At 43.8% G+C, this 24552-nt stretch carries 23 protein-coding genes; 10 read left to right on the forward strand and 13 right to left on the reverse strand.

What is annotated here, in order from left to right:
- Window positions 1-22: 22 nt before the first annotated feature.
- The gene (locus RM556_RS06260) at window positions 23-1714 is read right to left on the reverse strand and encodes a serine hydrolase (RefSeq protein ID WP_311374156.1); all 1692 of its coding nucleotides are present in this window, start codon (window positions 1712-1714) and stop codon (window positions 23-25) included.
- 491 nt (window positions 1715-2205) lie between these two features.
- Between RM556_RS06260 and RM556_RS06265 the strand changes: the two genes are divergently transcribed.
- Together RM556_RS06265 and RM556_RS06270 are read left to right on the forward strand one after the other, a co-directional pair.
- Window positions 2206-3675 (forward strand): diguanylate cyclase, encoded by a 1470-nt coding sequence (locus tag RM556_RS06265; RefSeq protein ID WP_311374157.1) that lies wholly within the window; start codon window positions 2206-2208, stop codon window positions 3673-3675.
- A 231-nt stretch (window positions 3676-3906) separates the two neighbouring features.
- Entirely contained in the window at window positions 3907-4605 is a 699-nt protein-coding gene (locus tag RM556_RS06270) for a hypothetical protein (RefSeq protein ID WP_311360879.1), read from the forward strand.
- A gap of 210 nt (window positions 4606-4815) precedes the next feature.
- Here the strand turns inward: RM556_RS06270 and RM556_RS06275 are convergent, their stop codons facing one another.
- The 5 genes from RM556_RS06275 to recG form a co-directional block, all read right to left on the reverse strand.
- Window positions 4816-6039 carry an NAD(P)/FAD-dependent oxidoreductase gene (locus RM556_RS06275; protein WP_311360878.1) on the reverse strand — a complete coding sequence of 408 codons (1224 nt, stop codon included), beginning with the start codon at window positions 6037-6039 and terminating at the stop codon, window positions 4816-4818.
- Window positions 6040-6043: 4 nt separating this feature from the next.
- Complete coding sequence (locus RM556_RS06280) at window positions 6044-6451, reverse strand: isoprenylcysteine carboxylmethyltransferase family protein (protein WP_311360877.1); 408 nt, start codon at window positions 6449-6451, stop codon at window positions 6044-6046.
- A gap of 66 nt (window positions 6452-6517) precedes the next feature.
- The gene (locus RM556_RS06285) at window positions 6518-6991 is read right to left on the reverse strand and encodes a peroxiredoxin (protein ID WP_311360876.1); all 474 of its coding nucleotides are present in this window, start codon (window positions 6989-6991) and stop codon (window positions 6518-6520) included.
- Between the two features lie 131 nt (window positions 6992-7122).
- Window positions 7123-8025, reverse strand: a complete 903-nt coding sequence (locus RM556_RS06290; RefSeq protein ID WP_311374158.1) for a class I SAM-dependent methyltransferase — start codon at window positions 8023-8025, stop codon at window positions 7123-7125.
- Window positions 8018-10093: an ATP-dependent DNA helicase RecG gene (gene recG / locus RM556_RS06295; RefSeq protein WP_311360874.1), complete on the reverse strand. Its 2076-nt coding sequence runs from the start codon at window positions 10091-10093 to the stop codon at window positions 8018-8020. The genes RM556_RS06290 and recG overlap by 8 nt, the downstream gene beginning before the upstream one ends.
- Window positions 10094-10240: 147 nt before the next feature.
- On the opposite strand from recG, the gene RM556_RS06300 reads away from it, so the two are divergent.
- Complete coding sequence (locus RM556_RS06300) at window positions 10241-11464, forward strand: hypothetical protein (protein WP_311360873.1); 1224 nt, start codon at window positions 10241-10243, stop codon at window positions 11462-11464.
- Window positions 11465-11469: 5 nt separating this feature from the next.
- Complete coding sequence (locus tag RM556_RS06305; RefSeq protein ID WP_311374159.1) at window positions 11470-12669, forward strand: hypothetical protein; 1200 nt, start codon at window positions 11470-11472, stop codon at window positions 12667-12669.
- Between the two features lie 46 nt (window positions 12670-12715).
- Here the strand turns inward: RM556_RS06305 and RM556_RS06310 are convergent, their stop codons facing one another.
- The 6 genes from RM556_RS06310 to gmk form a co-directional block, all read right to left on the reverse strand.
- The gene (locus tag RM556_RS06310; RefSeq protein WP_311360871.1) at window positions 12716-13357 is read right to left on the reverse strand and encodes a peroxiredoxin-like family protein; all 642 of its coding nucleotides are present in this window, start codon (window positions 13355-13357) and stop codon (window positions 12716-12718) included.
- Window positions 13358-13486: 129 nt separating this feature from the next.
- Window positions 13487-14167 carry a tRNA (guanosine(18)-2'-O)-methyltransferase TrmH gene (trmH, locus tag RM556_RS06315; protein WP_311361344.1) on the reverse strand — a complete coding sequence of 227 codons (681 nt, stop codon included), beginning with the start codon at window positions 14165-14167 and terminating at the stop codon, window positions 13487-13489.
- A 45-nt stretch (window positions 14168-14212) separates the two neighbouring features.
- Window positions 14213-14599 (reverse strand): RidA family protein, encoded by a 387-nt coding sequence (locus RM556_RS06320; protein WP_311374160.1) that lies wholly within the window; start codon window positions 14597-14599, stop codon window positions 14213-14215.
- A 17-nt stretch (window positions 14600-14616) separates the two neighbouring features.
- Complete coding sequence (gene spoT, locus RM556_RS06325) at window positions 14617-16728, reverse strand: bifunctional GTP diphosphokinase/guanosine-3',5'-bis pyrophosphate 3'-pyrophosphohydrolase (protein WP_311360869.1); 2112 nt, start codon at window positions 16726-16728, stop codon at window positions 14617-14619.
- 162 nt (window positions 16729-16890) lie between these two features.
- Window positions 16891-17163 (reverse strand): DNA-directed RNA polymerase subunit omega, encoded by a 273-nt coding sequence (gene rpoZ / locus RM556_RS06330; protein ID WP_311360868.1) that lies wholly within the window; start codon window positions 17161-17163, stop codon window positions 16891-16893.
- A gap of 83 nt (window positions 17164-17246) precedes the next feature.
- Window positions 17247-17918 (reverse strand): guanylate kinase, encoded by a 672-nt coding sequence (gmk, locus tag RM556_RS06335; protein WP_311374161.1) that lies wholly within the window; start codon window positions 17916-17918, stop codon window positions 17247-17249.
- Between the two features lie 91 nt (window positions 17919-18009).
- Here gmk and cyaY point away from each other — a divergent pair, with 91 nt between their 5' ends.
- The 6 genes from cyaY to RM556_RS06365 all read left to right on the forward strand — a co-directional run bounded on the left by cyaY (window position 18010) and on the right by RM556_RS06365 (window position 23240).
- Window positions 18010-18333, forward strand: coding sequence for an iron donor protein CyaY (gene cyaY, locus RM556_RS06340; protein WP_311361343.1), 324 nt, complete (start codon window positions 18010-18012; stop codon window positions 18331-18333).
- Between the two features lie 4 nt (window positions 18334-18337).
- Window positions 18338-19015: a dienelactone hydrolase family protein gene (locus tag RM556_RS06345; RefSeq protein ID WP_311374162.1), complete on the forward strand. Its 678-nt coding sequence runs from the start codon at window positions 18338-18340 to the stop codon at window positions 19013-19015.
- Between the two features lie 3 nt (window positions 19016-19018).
- A complete protein-coding gene (gene hemC / locus RM556_RS06350) occupies window positions 19019-19954 on the forward strand; it encodes a hydroxymethylbilane synthase (RefSeq protein WP_311374163.1) in 936 nt (311 codons plus the stop codon).
- 91 nt (window positions 19955-20045) lie between these two features.
- Entirely contained in the window at window positions 20046-20759 is a 714-nt protein-coding gene (locus RM556_RS06355; protein WP_311360864.1) for a uroporphyrinogen-III synthase, read from the forward strand.
- Complete coding sequence (locus RM556_RS06360; RefSeq protein WP_311374164.1) at window positions 20752-22077, forward strand: uroporphyrinogen-III C-methyltransferase; 1326 nt, start codon at window positions 20752-20754, stop codon at window positions 22075-22077. The genes RM556_RS06355 and RM556_RS06360 overlap by 8 nt, the downstream gene beginning before the upstream one ends.
- Complete coding sequence (locus RM556_RS06365) at window positions 22074-23240, forward strand: heme biosynthesis HemY N-terminal domain-containing protein (protein ID WP_311374165.1); 1167 nt, start codon at window positions 22074-22076, stop codon at window positions 23238-23240. The genes RM556_RS06360 and RM556_RS06365 overlap by 4 nt, the downstream gene beginning before the upstream one ends.
- Before the next feature lie 10 nt (window positions 23241-23250).
- On the opposite strand, the gene RM556_RS06370 is transcribed toward RM556_RS06365, so the two are convergent.
- Window positions 23251-24540, reverse strand: a complete 1290-nt coding sequence (locus tag RM556_RS06370) for an HD domain-containing phosphohydrolase (RefSeq protein WP_311374166.1) — start codon at window positions 24538-24540, stop codon at window positions 23251-23253.
- Window positions 24541-24552 lie beyond the last annotated feature (12 nt).

A 24552-nucleotide genomic window follows, 5' to 3' on the forward strand; every position in this document is an offset into this window, starting at 1 on the left:
GCCATGATTTCCCTATTGATGTTTAGTTCGATGTCTTCTTTTGCGCCGGTATTTCTTGCCCACCTTGATACAAGATCATAGATGTATATGCTCCATTTTCATTTGCAATGAACTCAAGCTCTGCATCTACTACCTTCAAGAAAAATCGACTTTTTGTCATAGGGTAGATTTGGAATTTTTGTTGTCCGGTTGCTTGCGACATTAATTTATCGTCTTCAAGCGTGATAGTGATATCAAAGCCAGGTTGTAACTCAAATACTCCAACAAATTGCATCAGCGTTGCGCTATCTAGCGTAATTTCAGTCTTTACCGGAACAGGCTTGTCAGTTTTTATACCAACAGATTCGCTAGCTCGACTTTTGAATAAGACTTCTGTTTTGCCATCTTCTTGCGTAAATCGTAAATTTGAAAAGCTACCTTCAAAATAAAACATGCCATCTGCTGTTGGATGCAATAAGAATTTCGTTCCTCCTTCCCGTTGTGAGTATAGCGAGCCATCGTGCATGGTAATAAACCTAGTAGCACCATCGTCAAAATCATAGACGCCTACTAAACTCGCTAACTCATCAGTATCTACAGATACGTCATCAGAGAACTCAGGATAGGGCTTATCAATAGCAATAGCCGCCATCTTCGTCGAAACAAACCCCGGGCCATTAAAATCAGTGTTTGATAGTACCGCTACAAATACATTTTCTTCAGGCAAGTAAATACTATTCGTGACATAACCAAAAATGCCACCGCCATGCTCCTTCGTTGAACTACCATTTATTTCACTTAGAAACCATCCATAACCATACCCAACCTTTTCACCGTTATTAAGTTCATAATTAGTGAAGGCTTTCTCAGTCGACGCTTGATTAATTAACTGGTTGCTTCTAATTGCCTGATTCCACTTGAATAAATCATGTACTGTAGACATTAAAGAACCTGCAGCATAAGGCTGCGACATGCTTAGATATTCCGCATTAATAATTTTATCGGTTTGCTGATATCCACTTGCTCGGTTTGGAATAATAGTCTGAGCGCTGCCATAGTAAGAAGAAGTCATGCCCACAGGCTCAAATATTTCTTTATGAATATAATCTTGATACGTTAGGCCAGAAGCTTTTTCGATGACATAACCCAAAATAAAATAAGCGGAATTGTTATATAAAAATTGCTCGCCAGGCTCAAAATCCATTGGCTCATCTTTAAAAATGTTTATGAGTTCTAGCGGTGAAAGATCTTGTCGCCACAATTTAGTCCAGCTTTCCATTGAAGTGTAACTCTTGATACCTGAGGTATGAGTAAGCAAATGGTGGAGTGTAATCGTATGACCCTTGGTCGGGTAATGAGGTAAAAACTTGGTAATCTCATCATCTAAACTCAGTTTTCCCTCTTCAACTAACATCAAAATTGCAACGGCAGTAAATTGTTTAGTAATGGAACCTATTTCGAATACCATCTCAGGCTTGATAGGCACATTCAATTCGATGTTCGCTAGCCCAAACCCTTTTTCATAAACTACTTCGCCGTCGATCGCCACAAGTGCCGCAGCGCCTGGTTGGTCAGACTGATATTGTTCACTTAATAATGCATCAAACTTTATTGAAAGAGACGTCGATGCACTAACATCACCTCCAGCTTCACTTTCATTTGTTAGTCCAGTTGCATTACATGAAATAAGTAAGCTAACGATACTTATACACAGCAATAACTTTAAGATATTCATAGTATTCCCTGCGTGAGTTCCCTTAGGAGTGCTTTCCTTGTTTAGTCAAAAATACATCAATTTGGACGTTTTGCAACCAATAATGCTTGGCCTTTTTGTGAGATGTATTGAAATATCAGAGGGCATGTCAAACAAAGTAAGGCCGTAAAAAGCGCCATGGCCGATGGGTTGATTCATTGTCCAATCGAACATTACTTGCCGAAACGAAGACTGATCTGATGACACGTTGGCGCAATAACGGTTTGCGTGCTATTCATACTATGCGTTCGCAGCAAACACGTAAAAAAGTGTAGAAATTATGACCATAAGAATAGTAAGCTAATGAAATGAAATAGATGTGGCGTCATTTCGAAATGAATCTATCGAGTTGTCACCTTAGGCTTGCGCTCCTCACAATAAGTGTTAGCTGCATGGAATCATCTATATGCATCCGGTCAAAAATCAGAACGGAAAAGCAGAAAATCAGGTAGATATTGATATTGGAAGCGTATTTGATTAACACAAGTTATAAAGAACTGTTGGCGCCATTGCCAGTTAGTTTGCTTTGTAAAAACATGGAAAATGGCGAAGTCTATGCTAACCCAGCTTGTTTGAGTATGTTTGGGGCCGAGCGGCAAGCTGATACTTTCGGCAATAGTTTGGTTTTTTACGATGTACAATCTCGTCAACCATTAACGGCTGAACAGCATCCCTTTTCGCTTTGCAATGGGCAAGATACACTTCATTTAGAAGTCAGAGTGAAAAGCAATTTCAAGAACCTGAATTGTCGTATTGAAGGCAAGAAAGTGACTTTTGACGGACAACCGTGGGTTGTACTTCATGTACATAGCCTTCAAGACAATGATATTACTGGTACACAGACGACTTACTCGTCAATGGCCAATCACTTAGCCTTTAGTCGCTTACTGTCAGGCATTTCTTCTCAACTGATTAATGTAAAGACAGAACATCTGGACGAGTTAATTGAGAAAAGCCTTGGTGCGTTTGGTGAATTTTGTGGTGTTGATAGATGCTATTTGTTTCAGTTTTCTGATGACAAGACAAGCATGAACAATACCCATGAATGGGTTGCGCCCGGTGTTCTCCCATATAAAGATGATTTACAGAATGTTAGCTCGAACGACTTACCTTATTTTGATAATACCATCAAAACCAAGAATGTATTTAAGATCGATAACGTCGATGATTTGCCTGATGAAGCCGCGCTAGAAAAAGAAGAGTTTAAGCGAGAGCGAATTAAGTCGGTGTTATGTGTTGCTGTACATATCAACGATAAACTATTTGGCTTTATTGGTTGCGATATTATTGGTAGCCCTTATTCATGGCGAGAGCATGATGTTCGTTATTTAAAGTTAATAGGTGAAATGCTTAGTAATACGCTGGAAAGTGTGACGAATAGAGTATCTTTACAACAGGTGACCACTGCGCTAGAAAAAGCCAACGAACAATTAGCCCATCAGGCGAACTTTGATGGCCTCACAGGTATCGCCAACCGTCGACAGTTCGATAAAAGCTTGGAAAAAGCGCTCAAACGTGGCACCAGAGATGGGAAATATATCAGCCTATTAATGGTAGACGTTGATCATTTTAAACATTTTAATGATAGTTTTGGTCACAGTGCGGGAGATGTAGCTTTACAGAAAGTTGCCAAGGCTCTTGATAGCTGTTGCAAACGAACTGACGATTTAGCAGCCAGATATGGCGGCGAAGAATTTTGCATAATACTGCCAAATACCAATCAAGAACAATCATTAAGTGTGGCCCAAGAGGTAATGCGAGCGATGGCGGCCTTGAATATTAGTTTTGAGCCATCTCTTGGTGAAGGCATTTTGTCGGTTAGTATTGGTAAAGCGACACTAAAATGTGATGCCTCAATCACCAATGCCCAACTAATAGATTTGGCTGATAAAGCACTTTATCGAGCGAAAAAGGATGGCCGCAACTGTATAGCTAGCGCCTAAGGAATCATATTCTCAGGTATATAGGTCTGTCTAGTCGCACATAGCGGACAGCCGCCTTTTTGGATTTCACGATATTACGCTTATTTTCAATCAGCGGTAAAATACTGCAACAGCAGAGATTAAAAAAATTTAACATACATCAACTGAGCTTTCCAGAAAGAACTAACCTATAATTATGTCAAGAGAAGAGCAAAACTCTTTTGTGCTCATGTAAACAATAAAGACATTAAAATGAAAAACAACTCAGCTTTGCTATTGGTTTTAGCTATATTTACTATCTTATTTAACAATGGGATGGCGCAAGCAAGCGATATCGGCTTCACCCACATCGAGGGAGGAATTATCGGTGGCTTTGTCAACGACATAGAGACGTCCGAAGTGATCATGGGTAGTGATCCTTTAGACTTAGAGAGTGATGCCGATGGTGGTGGATTTGTTAGTGGTGCATGGCAGTTTAGTAATCAAATGCATCTATTTGGTGAGTATGCTTCTCTCGGCCAAGAACTGGAAATCCGCACCGACATCAATACTGCTGCAGGTGAGTATGATGTGGTGCGCTGGCGTCTTGGAGTTGGTTATCAATACAATGTCTCGGAAACGTTGGCTTATTATGCTCGTCTGAGCCTTGACCAGCTAGAGTTAAAGGATGCGAACGTTGAAGGTTTCAATCTTGATATCGACGCTGAAGATAGCGGCGTCGGGTCTGAGATTGGTGTGATCTGGGCAGCAGCTCCAACATTTCATCTTCAGGGTCATGCTCGCTATACCGCAGTTGGGGACGTAGCCACTAGTGGTTCTGACCCCTTTGAAACAGATGTTCTTATAGGTGTTAACGGACGTTGGAGTTTCCTTCCCAATATGGCACTGATAACAGGCTACGAATTTGGGAAAATCACAACGTTTAACATAGGCATGCGTATTGCTTTTTAATTGCCAAGCAAGACCGTCCTGAAAAATTTGGTGCCGCTATCAATTCAGGTGTTATTGTAGGTTAGGTATCGAGTAGTGATAGCTTAATTATCAATTTGCGAATGACTGCACTTGGACGGCATTGACGTCTAAATAAGGTTTACTAAAGGCAAATCACTTACTGTGCAAGCTTAGAGGGAAGTGTGCAAACTATATCATCATTGCACACTATCAAACCACCTGCCCTGCAACCCAGCCGCTAGACCATGCCCATTGAAAGTTGTAACCACCTAACCAACCGGTAACATCAAGTACTTCACCGATGAAGAATAAGCCTTCTTGATTCTTCACTTCCATCGTTTTTGAAGAGACATAATCCGTATTGACGCCGCCTAGAGTTACTTCGGCAGTGCGGTAGCCTTCGGTACCATTAGGTTTTATTTGCCACTGACTAAAGGCCTCGGCCGCAGATTGAAGCTCTTTGGGGTTATACTGTTTTAGTGGCTTATTGGCGACGTTAAAGTATGGTAGTGCCGCCTGAACGAAACGTTTGGAATAATGTTTTGCTAGCGCGGTTGATAGATGTGCATCTGGTGTTTGGCTTTGCTGCTCGATTAAATCTTGATGTAAATCTCCATTCGGAAACAAATCAAACTCTACTGCTTGACCTGGCTCCCAATAGCTCGAAATTTGAAGCACAGCAGGGCCGCTCAAGCCACGATGAGTGAACAAAATATTCTCATTAAAATTCATATCGTTGCATTGCGCATTGGCATCTACAGAAATGCCACTTAATTCGCCAATAACTTGCTTGTCTTGTTCATGCAGAGTGAAAGGCACCAGCGCCGCTTTGGTTGGAATGATAGGAATATTAAACTGCTCTGCTACTCGGTAACCAAATGGCGTTGCGCCAAGCTTTGGCATACTTAAACCACCAGTGGCGATCACCAAAGATTCACATGCAAATTCACCTTGGCTAGTATTAACTAAATAACGCATCGACTGGCCTATAGGCTTCCCTGAGCTATCACTCTCTACGCCTCTTAAGCTCTTCACATCGAGGATTTCAGTGCGATTCTTAATGCTTACATTGGCTTTTTTGCACTCAGCCAAAAGCATATCTACGATGTCTTTTGCAGTATCATCACAAAAAAGCTGGCCCAGTGTTTTTTCATGATATTTAATGCCGTATTCGTTCACCAATGAAATAAAGTCCCATTGGGTATATTGGCTCAAAGCTGACTTGCAAAAATGAGGGTTCTCGCAAATAAAGTTCTCGTGCGAAGCATACATGTTGGTGAAGTTACAGCGTCCACCGCCGCTCATTAATATTTTACCGCCCAAGCGCTTGGCATGGTCGAATACAATTGCCGAGCGTCCGCGCTTACCCGCTTCAGTTGCACAAAAAAGCCCGGCAGCGCCCGCTCCAATTACAATAACATCAGTTTTGATCACAGGTTTAAATCCACCGTCTCACTTTTTGCATATACTCGGCGTAAGGTTCGCCAAAAATTTTCAACAACGCGCGCTCTTCGGGCGCAATTTGAAAACGCGTAATAAACAAAATGTAGGCGATTAACCAAGCCAAGTTTAGAACAGAGTCAAATCGCATACCTACAGAAATGATACCTAGTGCCATCGCGACATACATTGGATTTCTCGTAAACTGGAAAATACCGTCAGTAACCAAGTTGGAAGCTTTATCGATATTCACCGGATCGACAGTAGTGCTGGCTTTTTTAAAGGTAAGTAGACCCATTACGCCAATAACAATCGCCATAGCGAACAGCATCCGAGAGACCATCATTGTGCTGTCGCCAAGTACTAAAGAGTAAGGCAATATATCAGGCGTGTAATAGCACGCCACACAAGCAACCAGAAAGACGATTGCGGGTGGAATTTTAAGTTCTAAATTGATGGGATAACCTTTATCTTACAGTTGTTTCAGAATAGTTTCGGCGTCACTGACTTCAAATTGACCTGGCTCTTCTACATTCAACACACTCACTACACCATCGTCTACAATCATGCTGTAGCGAATAGAACGAACACCACCAAAGGCATCTGTGTCCATGTCTAAACCAATCGATTGAGTAAACGCACCATTTCCATCGGCTAGCATCGTTAATTCACTGGCGTTGTGAGATTTTCCCCATGCATCCATTACAAAGGCATCATTCACTGAAATGCAAATGATTTCATCTACACCCTTCGCTTTAATTTTATCAGCTAGTGTAACAAAACCGGGTAAATGGGCAGCTGAACACGTAGGTGTAAACGCACCTGGAACGGCAAACACGACCACTTTTTTGTCACTGAATAGGGTGCCAGTATTAGGGTTTTTCATTTCGCCATTTTGTAACACACTAAATACTGCTTCTGGTAAAGTACCGCCGACTTCAATCATGGGATCTCCGTTTTTTATTGTGAAAACAACTCCCGCCAAACTGGCTTGAGTCTTATAATAGTTTGAACTGCTTAATTTACAGGTTTCACTAACGCACATGCTACGTGCTGAAGGTGCAAAAGTGTAACCTATCAGTGCTGAATATACACATCAAATCTATGTTTCTTAGAGGTAATCTCAGTATCCGGCTTACGGCCACTTTGCAAGGCTATAGGCTCTGCATAACTGGGTCTTTTGACGACAACGCGACTACCGGCATGCTTGAGCGCCAGTTCTAGAAGTTCAGTGCTATCCATATCGGCGCCTAACAATTGCTGAAAAGCGCGCATTTCCTTTTTCACCAGTGCCGATTTCTTTTTATGTGGGAACATTGGATCAAGGTAAATCACATCTGCTAGGGCTTTCTCGGCGCCTGATGTATGCTTTGCAATGTAATCGTAAGCATCCGATTTGACTAGACTCAAGCGTTCCGCAAGCTCTGGAATATCTTGTGCTCGTTTAAGGGCATCTTCCAGTAAAGCGGCGATCACTGGGCTCCGTTCAAGCATCGTCACTTCAGCACCAACCGAAGCCATCACAAAGCTATCGTTTCCCATACCTGCAGTACAATCGATTACCGACAATGATGTTTTACCTTTAATTCCTATCGCTTTGGCTATTGCTTCATTGCGCCCGCCGCCATGAAGCTTGCGGTAGTTTAGTGCGGCAGATGCAAAATCAACACGAATATCTCCCCAGCTAGGTTCGTTACTCAAGCGCAAGGACAAACCCTCAGCGGTATAGACTAACTGCCATAGGGCATCTGCTGAAAGAAATGGCGTCGTCGTTGTTCTTTTATCTCGCTTCGCGCCCTTTTTAGGAGATGTGGCTCTTGTTACAGCAGCTTGAGTCACTATTGGAAAACCGGTTTCAGTCGATAAGGCTTTTGCGTCCTCACTTGGCTCGATTCGGTCTTTGTCTTCAACAAGAATAACTATTCCTATACCTTTATTTTTATCATTTTGAGGCGCCTCTGAAGTACTTTCCTTACGCATTTCCATACTCTTCTTTGTACGCTAACCAACGGTTGATCAAGGCTTGGGAATTACTTGGATATTCTCGCCACACGTAATCTGCCATATTTTTCACATCTGGTATCAGCGCCGCGTCACGTATTAGATCAGCTATTTTAAGGTCGGCAATACCCGTTTGTTTTGTCCCTAAAAGCTCACCGGGCCCGCGAATTTCTAAATCTTTTTCGGCAATATAGAAGCCATCGTGAGATTCTCGCAATACGCCTAGTCGTTTACTGGCTGTTTTTGACAAAGGGCTGGAATACATCAAAACACAATGACTTTCGACAGAGCCTCGACCCACTCTACCTCGCAATTGATGCAGTTGGGCCAAACCCAAACGCTCTGGGTTTTCAATAATCATTAAACTTGCGTTGGGCACGTCAACACCCACTTCGATGACAGTAGTTGCGACCAAGAGGTCGAGTTCGCCTTGTTTAAACTCATCCATAATCGCTTGTTTTTCGGCTGACTTCAGCCGCCCGTGCACTAAACCAACTTTAAGTTCAGGTAGGGCTGTTCGGAGCGCTATTGCCGCATCTTCTGCAGCCTGACATTGCAGCACTTCTGATTCATCTATTAAGGTACAGACCCAGTACGTTTGGCGTTTATTATCAATAGCAGCTTGTCTTACCCGTTCAATCACATCACCGCGACGAGTGTCGGGCAATACCACGGTGGTCACCGGTGTTCTACCCGGTGGCAGTTCATCAATGATAGATGTATCAAGATCAGCATATGCCGTCATGGCTAAAGTTCTTGGAATGGGCGTTGCGGTCATGATCAACTGGTGGGGATACTTACCCAACACTTCACCTTTCTTGCGCAAAGCGAGGCGCTGATGAACGCCAAAACGATGTTGCTCATCCACAATCACTAGCGCCAAGTTTTTATAATCTACTTGTTCCTGGAAAATAGCATGAGTACCTACGAGAATATCAATATCACCTGTTGCTAGTTTCTCTAAAGTTTCAGTTCGGGCTTTGCCTTTTAGCTTACCGGCCAACCATCCTACTCTAATACCCAATGGTGTGAGCCAATCACTAAAGTTATTCGCGTGCTGTTCAGCGAGCAGCTCGGTAGGTGCCATTAAGGCCACTTGATAGCCTGCGCTAATAGTCGATAAGGCACTCAATGCTGCAACCAAGGTTTTTCCAGAGCCAACATCACCTTGAACTAAGCGCATCATGGGTTGTGACTCTTGTAAGTTTTGTTCTATTTCTTCAACCACACGCGACTGCGCTCCGGTAGGTTGAAACGGTAGTGTCGATAAGAATTTTTGCTTAAGGGCTTCGTCAATTGGAATAGCTATGCCCGGATCGGCTTTAGACTGCGAGCGAACTTTCAACATACTGAGATGATGGGCGAGTAGCTCTTCTATTACTAAGCGCTTTTGTGCTGGATGTCGCCCCTCATCAAGATCTTCAATAATAACGTCGGCTGGCGGACGATGAACCAGATGCAATGCCTCGGTCAATGACACTTGATTCTCATACAAACCTTTAGGTAATAATTCGACTAGCGCACCCTTATCTAACTGTTTGAGTGCTTGTTCAGTCAGGCTACGTAGAGTGAGTTGTTTAACGCCTTCAGTAGTCGGATATACTGGTGTTAGTGAGTCCTCGAGTGCCGCATCCTCATTTTCATCAATGAGCTTGTATTCAGGGTGCATCATTTCGAGTTGACTCTTGCCAGTACGAACCTCTCCGAACGCTCTGATGGTTGTGCCGATGGCGAGTGACTTGGTTTGTGCAGCGGAAAAATGAAAGAAGCGAAGCGTAATTGAAGCGGTTCCGTCACTTACTTTCACTAGCAGCATTCGTCGACGTCCGTACTGAATGTCAGCAGACATGATTTCGCCTTGAATAGAGACGTGTAGATAAGCATGCAAATCAGCAATAGGATAAATGCGAGTGCGATCTTCATAGCGTGCTGGAAGGTGAAAAATGACATCCTGTAAGGTAACAAGATTCAACTTTTTCAGCTTTTCTGCAACCTTTGCTCCAACCCCTTTTAAGGTCGTAACCGGCGTGTCAGCCAGTGACTTCATATGCGACGTTTCTTTTAGTCCGTGTTTGTACCCTAAACTTTACCAGACCGTCGCCAATATGCTAGCTGTTCAATGATTCAGGTTGAGAAAACTTAGCTCAACGCGTAATATCAAAATCCACTGCAGGCATTATTGGAGTTGCATTAGATGGAATTAACACTATCAAAAGGTAGTCGATACAAGAGACTACTTACCCCTTTACTATTAATCATTACCGCCCTATTTTTGAGCACTCACGTTACGGCTGAGGAAACTGTCCATTCAACAAAGCCAAGTCAAGTCAGTCCAGAACAGATTGAAGTGGCGAAAGCATTCGCTGCGGCGCTTAATAGTCAAGATGTGGATACCATTGCCAACTTCTTTGACATGTCCGCTTTCGGCGATTTAGTTCTGGCACAAATGGAAACCGAACGGAATATAAAAAACGCTCTGGCACAGCAATACAAAACCCCAGCATTCGCCAGAACCTTTGCTCAATCGTCATTCATCTTACCTCCTAATTCACCAGCCAACTTTGATTATAAGGGCCTCGTTAAAACAGATTTATTCGGTGTTCGCCCTCTCATTCGACTGGATTATTTGAGTGGTGGCCATGAGTTTATGCTTATATTCTTCGATGCGGACAATAAAATCATCGACTTGTTTTATGCAACGAAAGGCAATTTAACAAGTAAATCGGTCGCAAGTACAACACAGATGATATTGCCTGCCCAGAACCGTTTTGTGGCCCGCCTATTGAAAGAAGATGACGATGCCGAAAAGGCAATTGAAAGCTTTCAAAAGATGTTAGCTTTGCGTCAACAAGGTCGCTTTCAAGAAGTATTAGACATATTAAGCACCCTCCCAGAAACAATGCGCTCGAGCCGCTCACTCATCGATTTTGAAGTGCTGATTGCACAAAATGTAGGGGAAGCTGAATACATTGATGCACTGTCTAAGTTGAATAAATACTATGGCGACGACCCAAGTACCTCATTTATGTTGGTAGATTACCACGTGACGGTAGAACAAAATGAAGCTGCCATGCGAAGTGTCGAGCAAGCAATGGCGTTTTGGGGTGAGGATGCTGCCTTGTATAACCTAAAGGCAAATATGTACTTCCTATTGGACGACCTAAACGCGGCAATTGGCGCAGCCAAAAAAGCAGTTCAACTAGAGCCTGAGTTTGAAGATTCATATTGGACACTCGTCGCGTTACAAGATCTAACTCAAGATTTCAGCGGTTTAACAGAAACATTTGCTGAAGTTAAAAAACGATTTAATCCAGAATTAACACCTCAAATGGTAGCCGAAAGTGGTGCCGTTGCGAATTACCCTAGCTCAGAAGAATTTAAGGAAGCTGCCGCAAGAAACAGCTTTGCAAAGGAATAAGGATAATGATGTATTTCAAGAATGCGAGCTTGCGCTTGCGCAGTATCGGTCTCGCGCTTTTCTTTGCTGTCATGTCATTTAGCCAGAATGCATATGCCGAAAGTGAACTCGCCAGTATATTAGAAGAAACGCCAGTAGAACTCGGGGAAAGAATAGCAAGTGAATTCGCAAACGCATTAAACAGCGGCGATATTGAGCGCGCCAAGCAATACTTAGATGTGAATAGCCTTGCTAAATTGGTGACTGAGGAACTTGACCTTACGCCAGCGATGAAAACAGGTTTCATGAAAGGTTTCTTACAAAGCGCGACTCCAGAATCACTCGTCAACAGCTTTCTAAACATATCTCCTAATGAAGTCACCTATTACAATTTTAAACGCACAATCGAAACCGAAGAGTTTGGTGCTAGGCCACTCATTCGAATCGACTTTGAAGAAGGCGGACACGAATTTGTTTTGTTATTTATTAATGAAAACCAACTTATTGAAGACTTCTACTTTGGCTCTAAAGCAAATTTAACCAGTCGAATTTCAGCAAATGCGGCACGCATGTTTGTGGGCAGTAAGCGCAGTTTCCTAGCCAGAATGATGAGCGGAGATTCTGTAGACAATCAGGTATTGGAAAACTTCCAAAAGATGATTGCTCACCATCGTGAAGGGGATCCAGAAAAAGCATACGAAAGCCTAAACAAGTTACCTGAAGAGCTGTTAAAGAGTCGTTTCGTGATAGACATGGGGATTGTGTTTGCACAGCAACTCAACGACACAGAATACATGAAACAGTTGTCCAATTTGAACAAGTATCATGGTGATAACGAATCAACTGCGTTCATGCTCATCGATTACCATTTTATGAACAATGATCTGGACTCTGCTCTTCGTGGAGCAGACATGGCAATGGCATTTTGGGGAGCTAACGATGCTGCTCTATTAAACCTAAAATCAACCATCTATTCTTTGCAGAACAAATTGGACAAAGCGATTGAAATGTCGAAATTGGCGATTAAAAGCGAACCTGAATTTGACGGTGGCTATTGGAACTTAGCTACTTTTTATAATCTTCAGGGTGACTTCGCATCGCTAACCGATATATTGCAACGCATTAACCTAGTTTTTGATGCCGGGATCACAAGCGAAACCATTGCTACAGTAGATGAATATCAGCTTTATACTGAGTCTGAAGAATTCAAAAATGCCTGGGAATAGACAGAAAGCAAAGAAGCGCTAAGCTGAGCTTAGCGCTTCTTGCACATTATGCTTTTGGCTTGACTAGTTTTGCAGCCGCCAATACCAACTCAGCAGATGGGCGAACGCTGTAATCTGGGTTTACATAGGTAAATTGTACTTTACCTGCCTCATCTAAAATGAAAATTGCTGGCGCTGGCAATACGGCTTTATCAGTCGTATCTGCAGTAAGGTCAACGTTCATTCGATCTTTATACAACTTACGAGTGTCATTCGGCACGTAAAAGCCAACACCAAAGCCACGAATAGCAGACAAGCTTTCATCAGAGAGCAGTGTCACTGCAAACTCAGTTTCTAGCTTCTGTTCTTGTAAGCGAGCCGGTGATTCGGGCGAAATTGCTAATACTTGATAGCCAGCATCAACTAAATCTTTCTCAATGGTCTTTAATTCTGCAAGCTGACGGCTGCAGTAAGGACACCATCCACCACGGTAAAAAATAACCACAGTTGGCTTTTGCATATATAGGGCTTTAAAGCTGACTGGTGACCCATCTGCGGTGTTAACAGTCACGTTGGGTGCTGTTGAACCGATGAGTAGAGGAGTAACATCTTCTGCTTTTTCTGCGATGACAGTTCGATCTAATGCCATAGCTGAAGTTGAGACTAAAGCTGACACTGCCAGTGCAGCAGCTAAAAACCATTTTTTCATTTTAATTCCTTGGGGTACATCATTAAAAATACAGTACATTGATGCCAAACTAGCATGTCAATCTAGCGGCGTGAAGTTATTCACACCACTAGACCCGATGGAAAGAAATAAAATTTCGTCAGTACGAATTTATTTTGAAAACTGCAGGGCAGACCACCAATCAGCATCCGCTTGGATCATGCCTTGGTCGTCAATATGAGGAAAAGGTAAATTACGACGAACACACTCTTTAAACAAGATCGGAAAACCGCCCTCAAATAGTATGTCCTGGCACTCTTGTTCACTTAATCTTGCAGCTTGGTACATACCTGCGAGTTCGCGCTGACGCTGAGCTTCATACATTACAACGGCTGCAGCAACACTCACATTCAATGACTGCACCATGCCTACCATCGGCACAATAATAGATTGATCAGCTAAGGCTATCGCCTCATCGGTTGCGCCGGTCTTTTCCTGGCCCAATAGCACGGCCGTCGGCTTGGTATAGTCGATTTCTCGAAAATCACAGGCACTATCATCCAAATGTGTTACCAAAACTTGCATGTTTTGCGCTTTCAGTTCACCGACAGCTTCAGCAATCGTATTGTGAGGTTTGGTTTTTACCCAAATCTGACTGCCCATGGCGGTGCCTTTGCGCAAGTTTTCAGATTGGTCCCAGACCGCGTGGATTTGGTGAACACCAACCGCATCACAGGTGCGGATTACCGCTGAGACGTTATGCGGTTTCGTCACTTCTTCCAAACACACGGTCAGGTCTGGCTGGCGGGTTTTGAGCAAAGCTCGGATACGCTGATAGCGCTCGGGCGACATGCTTTGATTCATAGCGATAACACTCTATCTGCAATTACGAAAAGGCTATTCTGGCAGCACCATCACACCGTCAATTTCAATTTGAGCGTCTTTTGGTAATTGCGATACACCAATAGCTGCGCGCGCTGGGTACGGCTGACTAAAGTATTTTGCCATAATTTCATTTACAGTAGCGAAATGCCCTAAGTCGGTCAGGAAAATGTTCACTTTTACCAAGTGTGACATGTCACCGCCCGCTGCTGCACAAACCGCTTTTAAGTTCTCAAAAACTTGTACAGCTTGCTCTGAAAAATCATCCGACACCATAGTCATCGTGCTAGGGACGAGGGGTATTTGTCCTGATAAGTAAACGGTAGATCCCGCTTTCACGGCTTGACTGTATGTGCCGATCGCCGCAGGCGCATCATCGGTCTGAATAATAGACTTTGACATGTGTAATCCTTAAAATTTTATTGTTGTTTGTACTGACTATGGCGCGATACTTTCTGAAGCTCAGGCATTGCCCTGATCTTGCGCATAATATTGGCAAGATGTACGCGGTTTTTAGTGGTCAGCTCGATATCGATTAGATAAACGCTATTTTCACGTTCTTCAGTTTGTAGATTGATAATGCTTGAGTCACTGCTTGCAATGGTGCTTGTTAGTGCAGCCAATGTACCCTGGTGATTGAAGAGCTCAAGACGCAATGACGCTTTGAAGTCGCCTTGTGGATCTTCGTCCCACTCCATTGGCAACACACGTTGCGGCTCTTCTTTGCTCAACTTACGAATGTTAGTACAACCCGTTTGGTGGATCACGATGCCGCGCCCAGGAGACAGTATGGCTACCACTTCGTCATCGGGTATAGGATGACAGCAACGCGAGAAGTGAACTAATAGGCCTTCCGTACCGCGAATCGCCACGTTTGATTTTTTCTCAGGGATTTCAGTTGTCTCTCCCACTAAGCGTCTTGCTACAATTGCCGACAACTCATTACCCATACCAATATTTGCAAGCAGGTCATCGAAGCTTTCATATTTGGTTTCCTCTACCACGCGCTCAATTTCGCTCGGGTCTATTTCGTCGAGTTTAATTGTTCCTAATGCATGACGTAATAAACGGTTACCCATGCTGATAGCGTCTTCGGACTGTTGGCGCTTCAAGAAGTGGCGTATGTTACTGCGTGCTCTTGCACTCACCACAAAGTTCAACCAGTTAGCATTCGGCTTCGCTCTAGGGGAAGTTATGATTTCGATAGTTTGTCCGTTTTCCAAAGGCTTACTAAGCGAGTAGTTGCGACGTTCTACGCGGGCCCCAACACAGGTGTTTCCTACATCTGAATGGACTGCATATGCGAAGTCAACGGCAGTTGCTCCCATTGGCAATTCAACAATAGTCCCTTTCGGTGTGAACACGTAAATTTCATCAGGGAACAGATCAGATTTGACACTTTCGATAAACTCGACTGAGGTGCTTGAGCGCTGTTGTAGTTCAACTAGGGATTGCATCCACTGATTAGCTCGCAACTGTGCGGTGGTATCTTTATCGTTCGCCTCTTTATACAGCCAATGAGCCGCAACCCCTTTATCTGCCATGTGGTCCATTTCTTCCGTGCGAATTTGCACTTCAACGGGAATACCATGAGGGCCGACAAGCGAAGTATGAAGTGACTGATAGCCATTAGAGCGTGGAATCGCAATATAGTCTTTGAAGCGGTTCTCAATAGGTTTATACAAGCCATGCATAGCGCCCAAAATGCGATAGCAATTATCGATGCTTTTTACCACGATACGAAAAGCATAAATATCCATGACTTCGGTAAACGATAGTTCTTTGTTTTTCATCTTACGATAGATAGAGTAAAGGTGCTTTTCACGCCCCAGAACGGTTCCTTCGATTTTATAAGACTCTAAACGTTGAACTAACTCACTTTGCGTTTTCTCGATGATGGCTTTGCGGTTACCTCGTGCCTGATTAACGGCAGATCGTAAGGCTTTGTGACGCATAGGATACATAGCTTGAAAACCCAGGTCTTCAAGCTCGTTTTTAATATCGTGGATACCCAATCTGTGCGCAAGTGGAGAGTATATCTCGAGTGTTTCTAAGGCGATACGGCGACGTTTATCTGGGCGCAGAGCACCTAAAGTACGCATATTATGTGTGCGGTCTGCGAGCTTAATTAGAATCACGCGGATATCTTGCACCATTGCCATTAGCATCTTACGAAAGTTTTCAGCTTGAGCTTCTTGCTTACTGCTAAATTGCAGCTTATCGAGTTTACTCACGCCCTCAACTAACTCGGCAACCGTCTCGCCAAACGCCAAGCTTAAATCTTCTTTATCGTAGTGGGTATCTTCAATCACGTCATGCAGCAAGGCTGCCATGAGTGTTTCATAATCGAGGTGCATGTCTGCAAGAATGCCAGCGACCGCGACTGGGTGTGTGATGTAAGGGTCGCCACTGCTACGAGTTTGGCCATCGTGTGCATCGCGCGCAAGTACGTAAGCCGCTTGAATATACTCGACTTGATCAGTGGGTAAGTATTTACTTACTTTTGTTTTTAAACCTTCAAAAAGATACACAGATATTTATTATGAAAATGATGACTGTCATATATGTAGAATACGGTTATTTTTGCGCTTTGCAAACGCAAAAACGCCGATTTTCATCGACGTTTCAAAATAATCAATTTGTTCGTCTTTCAAGCGCCTAGATAGCGATAAAAAAGACTTGAGCAAAGTGGCCTAGTTTTCAGATAGGATACTTGCTACCGAAGCAAACTCTGCAGCTTCTTTTTCACGTTCATCGTGAAGGTCAGACTGCTCTACTGTGTCTGCAGTCACAAGACCTAATTCAATCTCACGAAGAGCGACAACAGTTGGCTTATCATTACCCATTTCTACAAGTGGGTCTTTGCCTTCTGTAGCAATTTGTCTAGCGCGTCGCGCTGCAACTAATACTAAATCGAATCTGTTGCCAATCTGATCTACAGCGTCTTCAACTGTTACACGTGCCATTTAATGCTCCGAAAAATCAATAGGGTTTTCAAAAAGGTCGCGAAGTATACTGCATAATCTCGCTAAAGCCTAGTAAAAATAGCTCATATACCCGCTAATAATTGCTCAAAAAGTGCCTGATGTCTATTTTCTTGGTTTTCTAAATCACAGCGGTTTGCTAAAACGATTGCTTCAAACTCTTTTAGTGCTTGTTCTAGATCGTCATTTACCACCACGTAATCAAATTCATTGTAGTGAGAAATTTCAGATCTAGCTTGCGCCATACGCCCTGCAATAACTTCATCCGAATCTTGCCCACGACCGGATAACCTGGCCTGCAGAGCCTCAACGGACGGCGGTACAATATAAATGCCAATCACATCAGGATTAAGTGCCTTCACCTGCCTTGCACCCTGCCAATCTATATCAAGGAAAATATCGACCCCTTGATGTAATTTGTCACTGATCGCAGCTTTAGAAGTACCGTAATAATTACCGAAGACCTCGGCATACTCATAAAACGCATCTTGCTCAATCATGGCCTCGAAATCGGCATGATCAACAAAATGATATTCAACACCGTTCGTTTCGCCAGGGCGCGGTTTGCGAGTAGTGTGAGAGACCGAAAGCTGCATTGGATTGCTGCTGTGCGACTTTGCCAAAATAGCTTTGATCAAGGTCGATTTACCGGCGCCCGAGGGAGCAGCAACGATAAACAGGTTACCAAGTGGCTTAGTTAGTTCACTCGGTGAAGAATTTGTTTTAATATCAGGCATATAGTGGAAATTTAGCTAATTGATAGTGTTGCAATAATTTACAATGGTAGCATATGCACAATACAAAGTGCGCAAAATGGAAAACTTAAGAATGAAAGACGCTGATTATCATGAGCTTATCGATAACTTATTTATCGCGATAGAAGAAGCATTAGAAGTGTGTGAAGTAGACATCGATTATGAAGGTGCTGGTGGCATCCTCACTCTGACAATGCCTAACCACACCAAAATAATACTCAACAAACAACCTCCCCTGCAACAACTGTGGGTGGCGACTAAGTTTAATGGCCATCATTTCAATTTTACAGATGGTCAGTGGATTGATGAGCGTACCGATGCAGAGTTCTTTAGCTTCTTCGATGAAGCGCTTAGTAAGCAAGCGGGCCAAGATATTAAATTGAATTTACAGGACTAGATGAATGAGCGACGCATTACTTCCTTCCGTTGTTATCCCTGCGAAATCTGAGCACAAGGCAACGATAATATGGCTTCACGGTCTTGGTGATTCAGGTAATGGTTTCGCGCCAATTGCACCTGAATTGAAGCTACCTGACGAGCTTGGTGTGAAGTTTGTTTTCCCCCATGCGCCTATCCGGCCAGTGACCATTAATAACGGCATGGAGATGCGTGCTTGGTACGATATTAAATCGATGGATATGGACTCTAGAGCCGATTTAGAAGGCGTTCTAGATTCGTCTCAGCGTGTCGAAAAATTAATTGAGGCGGAGATAGGCAGCGGTATTGATGCGAGTAAAATCATGCTAATTGGCTTTTCTCAAGGTGGTGTCATTTCTTTGCATTTAGGCACCCGAATCAAACATCGTTTGGCTGGTATCGTCGCGCTCAGCACCTACATGTGCGCCCCGAATACACTGCAAACTGAAAAATCGGTAGAAAACCAAGACACACCGGTATTCTTTGCGCATGGTCAACAAGATGAAGTTGTCCCTCTATTTCTGGGTAATAGCGCTTATCAAACCATGAAACAGAACGACTACAATGTCATTTGGAAAGAGTACGTTATGCAGCACAATGTGTGTATGCCAGAAATAGTCGACATTTCTAAGTTCATTCAAGAACACTTGGGAGCAAAGTAAGACATGAGCAACTCAAGGACTAGGACGATTCGAATCGCAACCCGAAAAAGTGATTTGGCGATGTGGCAAGCGAAGTATGTTCAAGCCAAACTCTTAGAACATCATCCTCATGTGAATGTTGAGCTACTGCCAATGTCGACCCAAGGCGATCGCATTTTAGACACACCCCTCGCGAAAATTGGGGGTAAAGGCCTATTCATTAAAGAACTTGAAATTGCGATGCAAAATGGCGAAGCCGATATTGCTGTCCACTCTATGAAGGATGTACCCGTTGCGTTCCCAGAGGGCTTTGGTTTGCATGCAATCTGTGAGCGCGAAAACCCCTTTGATGCCTTCGTATCAAATCATTATGACAACATTGAAGCTCTCCCCCTAGGCGCTGTCGTTGGTACATCAAGCTTACGCCGTCAATGCCAAATACGCGCTTTTCGCTCCGATTTAGTGATAAAAGACCTTCGCGGCAACGTGAATACCCGCTTAGCCAAATTGGATGAGGGCCAGTACGATGCCATTATCCTCGCCTCCGCTGGCCTTATTCGCTTGGGAATGCGTGAGCGTATCAAGCAAGAGATTGACACCGGCGTGAGTTTACCTGCTGTTGGTCAAGGTGCAGTTGGTATCGAATGTAGAAATGACGACGCTGAACTCATTAGCTTACTGCAAGCACTAAACGACTCACAAACTGCCGCCAGAGTGCTAGCAGAAAGAGCCATGAATGCTAGATTGGAAGGCGGATGCCAAGTGCCGATCGGAAGTTACGCGGTACTAAGTAATGATACACTCACATTGCGCGGCCTAGTGGGAACGCCTGATGGTACAACCATCTTGAAAGCCTCAGCAGAGGGTCAGCTTGCAGATGCAGAAAACATCGGGACTGAAGTAGCAAATAAATTACTTGAACAAGGTGCAAGAGAGATTTTAGACGCTCTTGGTGACTAGTCTTTTGCACTGCATCAGCCGTTGATTGTACAAACTGACAGCGCAAACGAAATCGATGAATTCACGACAATAGGAATGTAGAGCAAAGAGTATGTTTTTACTACTTCGACCGACAACCAAAATAGACACCTCAGTAGCGCGATTTGCTGAGGCGGGTCTAGATGCCGTTGGTTGTGCTCTCATTGATATCGTCCCCTTATCGAGTGACATCAAATTTAGTGATTACCAGGCTGACCTGATCATTGTGACCAGCACCGCCGCTGCAGATATCTTTGTTGAACGTGTACAGCAAGACCTTGCCAAAGACATACCCATTATCGCTGTAGGGCCCAGCACCGCAAAGAAACTTGCCTGTAAGTTCAGTCGTGTTAGTGAAGCCGTGCCAGCAAACTCAGAAGGGGTCGTCGCGGCCATTCAAGCTCGCAAAATCAAGCCTTCCCAAGTGCTACTATTAAAGGGTGAAGGCGGCCGGCAACTTATCCAGCAGAGCCTAGCAAAAGTGGGAATAACACTGGTCCATCAAGACCTGTACAAACGGGTATGCTTGCAGGAAGCGCAATTTACACAAGAGTTTGTGCAAAGTGATATTCATTGTATTATTGCAACAAGTGCAGCTTTTGTAGATGCGGCTTATAATTACTTTGAACCAGAATGGCTTAATACTATCCAATGGATAGTAGTCAGTGACCGCGTTAAACTTCATCTTGCGGCATTGGGTGCGAAACACATAATCAATAGCGAGGGTGCAAGTGATCAATGTTTGATTGCAGCAACCCGCAAAGTCAAAGGATCACAAAATGACTGACCAGAAGTCAACAAACGACACATCGAAAGCCAATGAGAACGAGGCCAATGTTGACGATCAGAGCACGCTTGATGAACAGAGAATTGAAGACGCTGTGGTGATTGAAGAGTCGGCTGAAACCCTCAGTAAGCGTGCTCCTGTGACGAATTCAAATACGACAAACGCACGTAGTACAAATACTAGTAGTGCTGAAGAGAAAACGGTAAAAACAGGTGGTTTGTGGTTCCTAGCATTGCTGAACTTTCTCATCATTGTAGGTCTTTGTGCCGCCGCTGCTTGGGTTTGGTACAACTGGCAACAGGGCGCCAGCAACGAGAACGACGAGTTGACGGTACTACAAACTGAGGTGAGTAACGCGAACGATGAAATAGCCTCTTTGAAACGCGAGCTAAACCAAGCCAATGAAACATTACAAAGCAGTATCAAAGAGTCCATGGCCGCACAGAGCGCTAATTTTGATTCTGCGCTAAATGAATTGTTTGCCTTGTCGGCGCAAAACACTGACGACACTGATTTATTAAAACGCAAAGTAAGCGAATTATCTGGGCGACGACCTGCCGACTGGCTGCTCGCTGAGGCCGATTACCTTGTGCGCATGGCCGGAAGGAAGTTATGGCTAGAGAAAGATGTTAGCACTGCCATGTTAATGCTGCAGGCCGCAGATTCTCGACTGGCGGACCTCGCAGATCCATCGCTTTTTCCAGTAAGAAAACTCATTGCCAATGACATTCAGGCGCTTCACCAAGTAAGTCCAGTATCGACTAACTCCGTTGCGTTAGCTTTGAATGGCATGATTTCTCAAGTTGATCAGTTGCCCCTAAACGCCATGAAAATTCAAGAGTTCGAGCCAAATCCAGCGGCAACAGAGCTAAGTGACGATATTGCTGACTGGCAGGAAAATTTATCTAAGACTTGGACAGCGATTGTTGATGATTTTATACAGGTAGATGTCAGTGACGAGCCCATTCTACCCTATTTATCCACCAAACAAAGATGGCTGATTACCGAACAACTAAAACTAGCCTTAGCACAAGCTCAAAGTGCTGCACTGAGCGAACGAAATACCCTTTATCAAGCTTCATTGCAGCAAGCGATGGCTGTTGTCGTTGAGCATTATCAGCTAGAAGAAAACAACGTGAAGCAATTCATTGAAGTGATGCAACAACTTCAAGGTACCGAAGTCGCTAAAACTTATCCTCGCGAATTAAGCTCTGCGTCTGCATTAAAAGATATCATCGACGAGCGCGTTAAAGGCGCATTTGGCAACCAACCGACTCTTGACCAGGACCCCGACAAAATTTCTGAGGGTGCCTTATGAAGAAACTGATATTTTACATCATCTCAATCGCCCTGTTATTTGCGGCGATTCTTTTTGGCCATCATGCGATTGGTGAAAAAGGGCGTATCTTCATCGCAATGGGTGACTTACGCATTCAGATGACTGTAGTGAGCGCCGGCATTGTCCTGCTCGCCAGCAGTATTGGCGTGATCATTGTCGGCTGGCTACTTGTAAAGTTAGCGCGCATGTTGACGGGTTCACGCAACTGGTTTGGTAGCTTATCCCGACGCAAACAACAAAAAGCCTTTCATGAGGCAATCAACGCTTGTGCGATTGGTGATTATGAATCCGCTCAAAAGGCCATAAGCAAGACCTTTCCTGGTGAATTTGGTGGTTCAAACTATATTTTAGCTGCGGATATCGATCGCAAAGTAAATAACGGTAACAATCTGGAGAATTTACTCAGTATCGCTGAAACCTTTGAAGCTTCGGCAGTATCGGCCAAAGCGCAACAAGCGGCGCATTTTGTACAACAGCACCAATTTGACAAGGCCAAAGAAGTACTTGAGGGGATCGATGCCAAAGCACAGAACCAAGCGGTTATCGCGCGTCTATGGTTATCAGTACTAGCCGCCCTTGGCCAATGGGATGAAGTAAAAGAACGCTTAAAATTACATAAAAAGGTCTTAGGTGACGATTATGTTGTTTGGGCTCAGCAAGCAACGCAAGGCGAGTTTGCAGAGATTGCGAGTAAACACGGTGCGAACGCACTGCGTCAAAAATGGGAAGAATTGCCGAGAGCAGCGAAAAAAGACATCGCTAATCAGATTGTATTTATACAGTTGCTCATAGATCAGGGCTTGTCTAAAGATGCAGAGCCTATTTTGGTCGACTTAGCTAAGAAGTCTCAGCATAGTGCATTCCACAATTTATTTAAGCAGTTGAAGCACCCTTCTCCTTTTGCTGCCATGCGCTTGATCGAAAGCTGGATTAAAGCCGATCCTGAAAACGCCAAACTGTATTCAGTGCTGGCGCACTTGGCCTACAATAGTGGTGACAGTGAATTGGCTGAAAAAGCGGTAAGGAAAGCCTTGGAGCTCGCTAGCGATCCAGATGATGGTCGTCTACTTGCCCGCTTACTCGAACAGCAAAATGCATTCGAGAAAGCGAATAATGTTTACAAAGGCTTACTCACCTCGTAGATAGAACCGACTAATCTTCTTCTATCAGGATTGACAAGGTCATATTAAAGCGCTCTTCTAGCGCTTTAATTTTCTCAATGCTTCCCGCATCAAATATATGGCCCTGCGGTAAAATTAAGATATCGTTCTCATTGTACAAAGCTTCATGCAACACCATGCCTGGCTCGAGTTGAGATGTCTTCAAGCCAATATCATATTTATCTTCAGAACCGGCCTGTTGCTCTAATTTCAGCAAGTTCACGATACTGCCATCGTATTGAAGACCGCAATAATTATTTACTTTGTCAATCGCATCCAAAGCGTCGTATTCGGTACCATTTATGCGTCCTTTACGGTAGCGCATATAATCTCTTGCCACCGCCAACACTTTTGAGCCAAGCGGTATCTGGTCTGCGGCAACACTATTAGGAAAACCTCGTCCATTGGTAAACTCAAACTGGTTAATAATAATATCGGTCACCTCTGGCAACTGCGCTGGCGCTAAAATTAACTGAGCACGATAAGCCTGGCTATAGTAGCTTTCTTGCTGTGCTGGCGTAAGCTTTGAGAAAGGCGTTTGGATAATTTTGGTATCGAGTCCAACCATGCCTATTTCAGCAATCAAAGCAGCATAAGTAATATCGGCTACTTGTTTATCGCTAAGATCCATTCTATCTGCAATCGATTTGGCCACACTGCTGACCGATTTTGCATAAGCACCGCTAAACAAGGGGTTACTGCTAAGCATGTTGTAAATCACTTTCTTCACAGAAGTTGTCGCTTGCTCTGAACGCGAAAGTGCCACTTTCAATTGCTTGGTTCGCTGTTCTACCTTTTGCTCTAATACGCCATTTAGAAAGGCCAGCTCTTTGTTTTGCTTAGCTGTTAGTAGCTGAAGACGTTTGTTTTCTGCTGCTAATTTATGTTGGTTGATGCCGCGCTCTACTGCCTCGATCAATACTTCATTGTCCCACGGCTTTTGCAAGAAACGTTGAATTTGGCCGTTATTGATCACTTCTAAAGTCGACTCTAAATCAGCAAAACCAGACAGTACGATTTTATATGTATCGGGAAAGTTTAACGCAACTTGGCTTAGAAAAGCGGCACCATTCATGCCCGGCATTTTCATATCAGAAACAACCACATGAACGGTATTTTCCTGCATAAAATCCAGTGCTTTTTGCGCGCTATCCGCAAGCACCAATTTGAACGGTTTACTGTGAAAAATACGTTTCATAGTGCGTAGGATGCTGGTTTCGTCATCTACAAAAAGCACAGTGAATTTCGGAGCTGCTTTTACTTCTGATTTTTCTTCACTCATGAAAAGGGTATC

Origin of the sequence: Alteromonas sp. W364 (genome assembly GCF_031846205.1) — a bacterium.
In the GTDB taxonomy this organism is placed as follows: Bacteria; Pseudomonadota; Gammaproteobacteria; order Enterobacterales; family Alteromonadaceae; genus Glaciecola; species Glaciecola blandensis.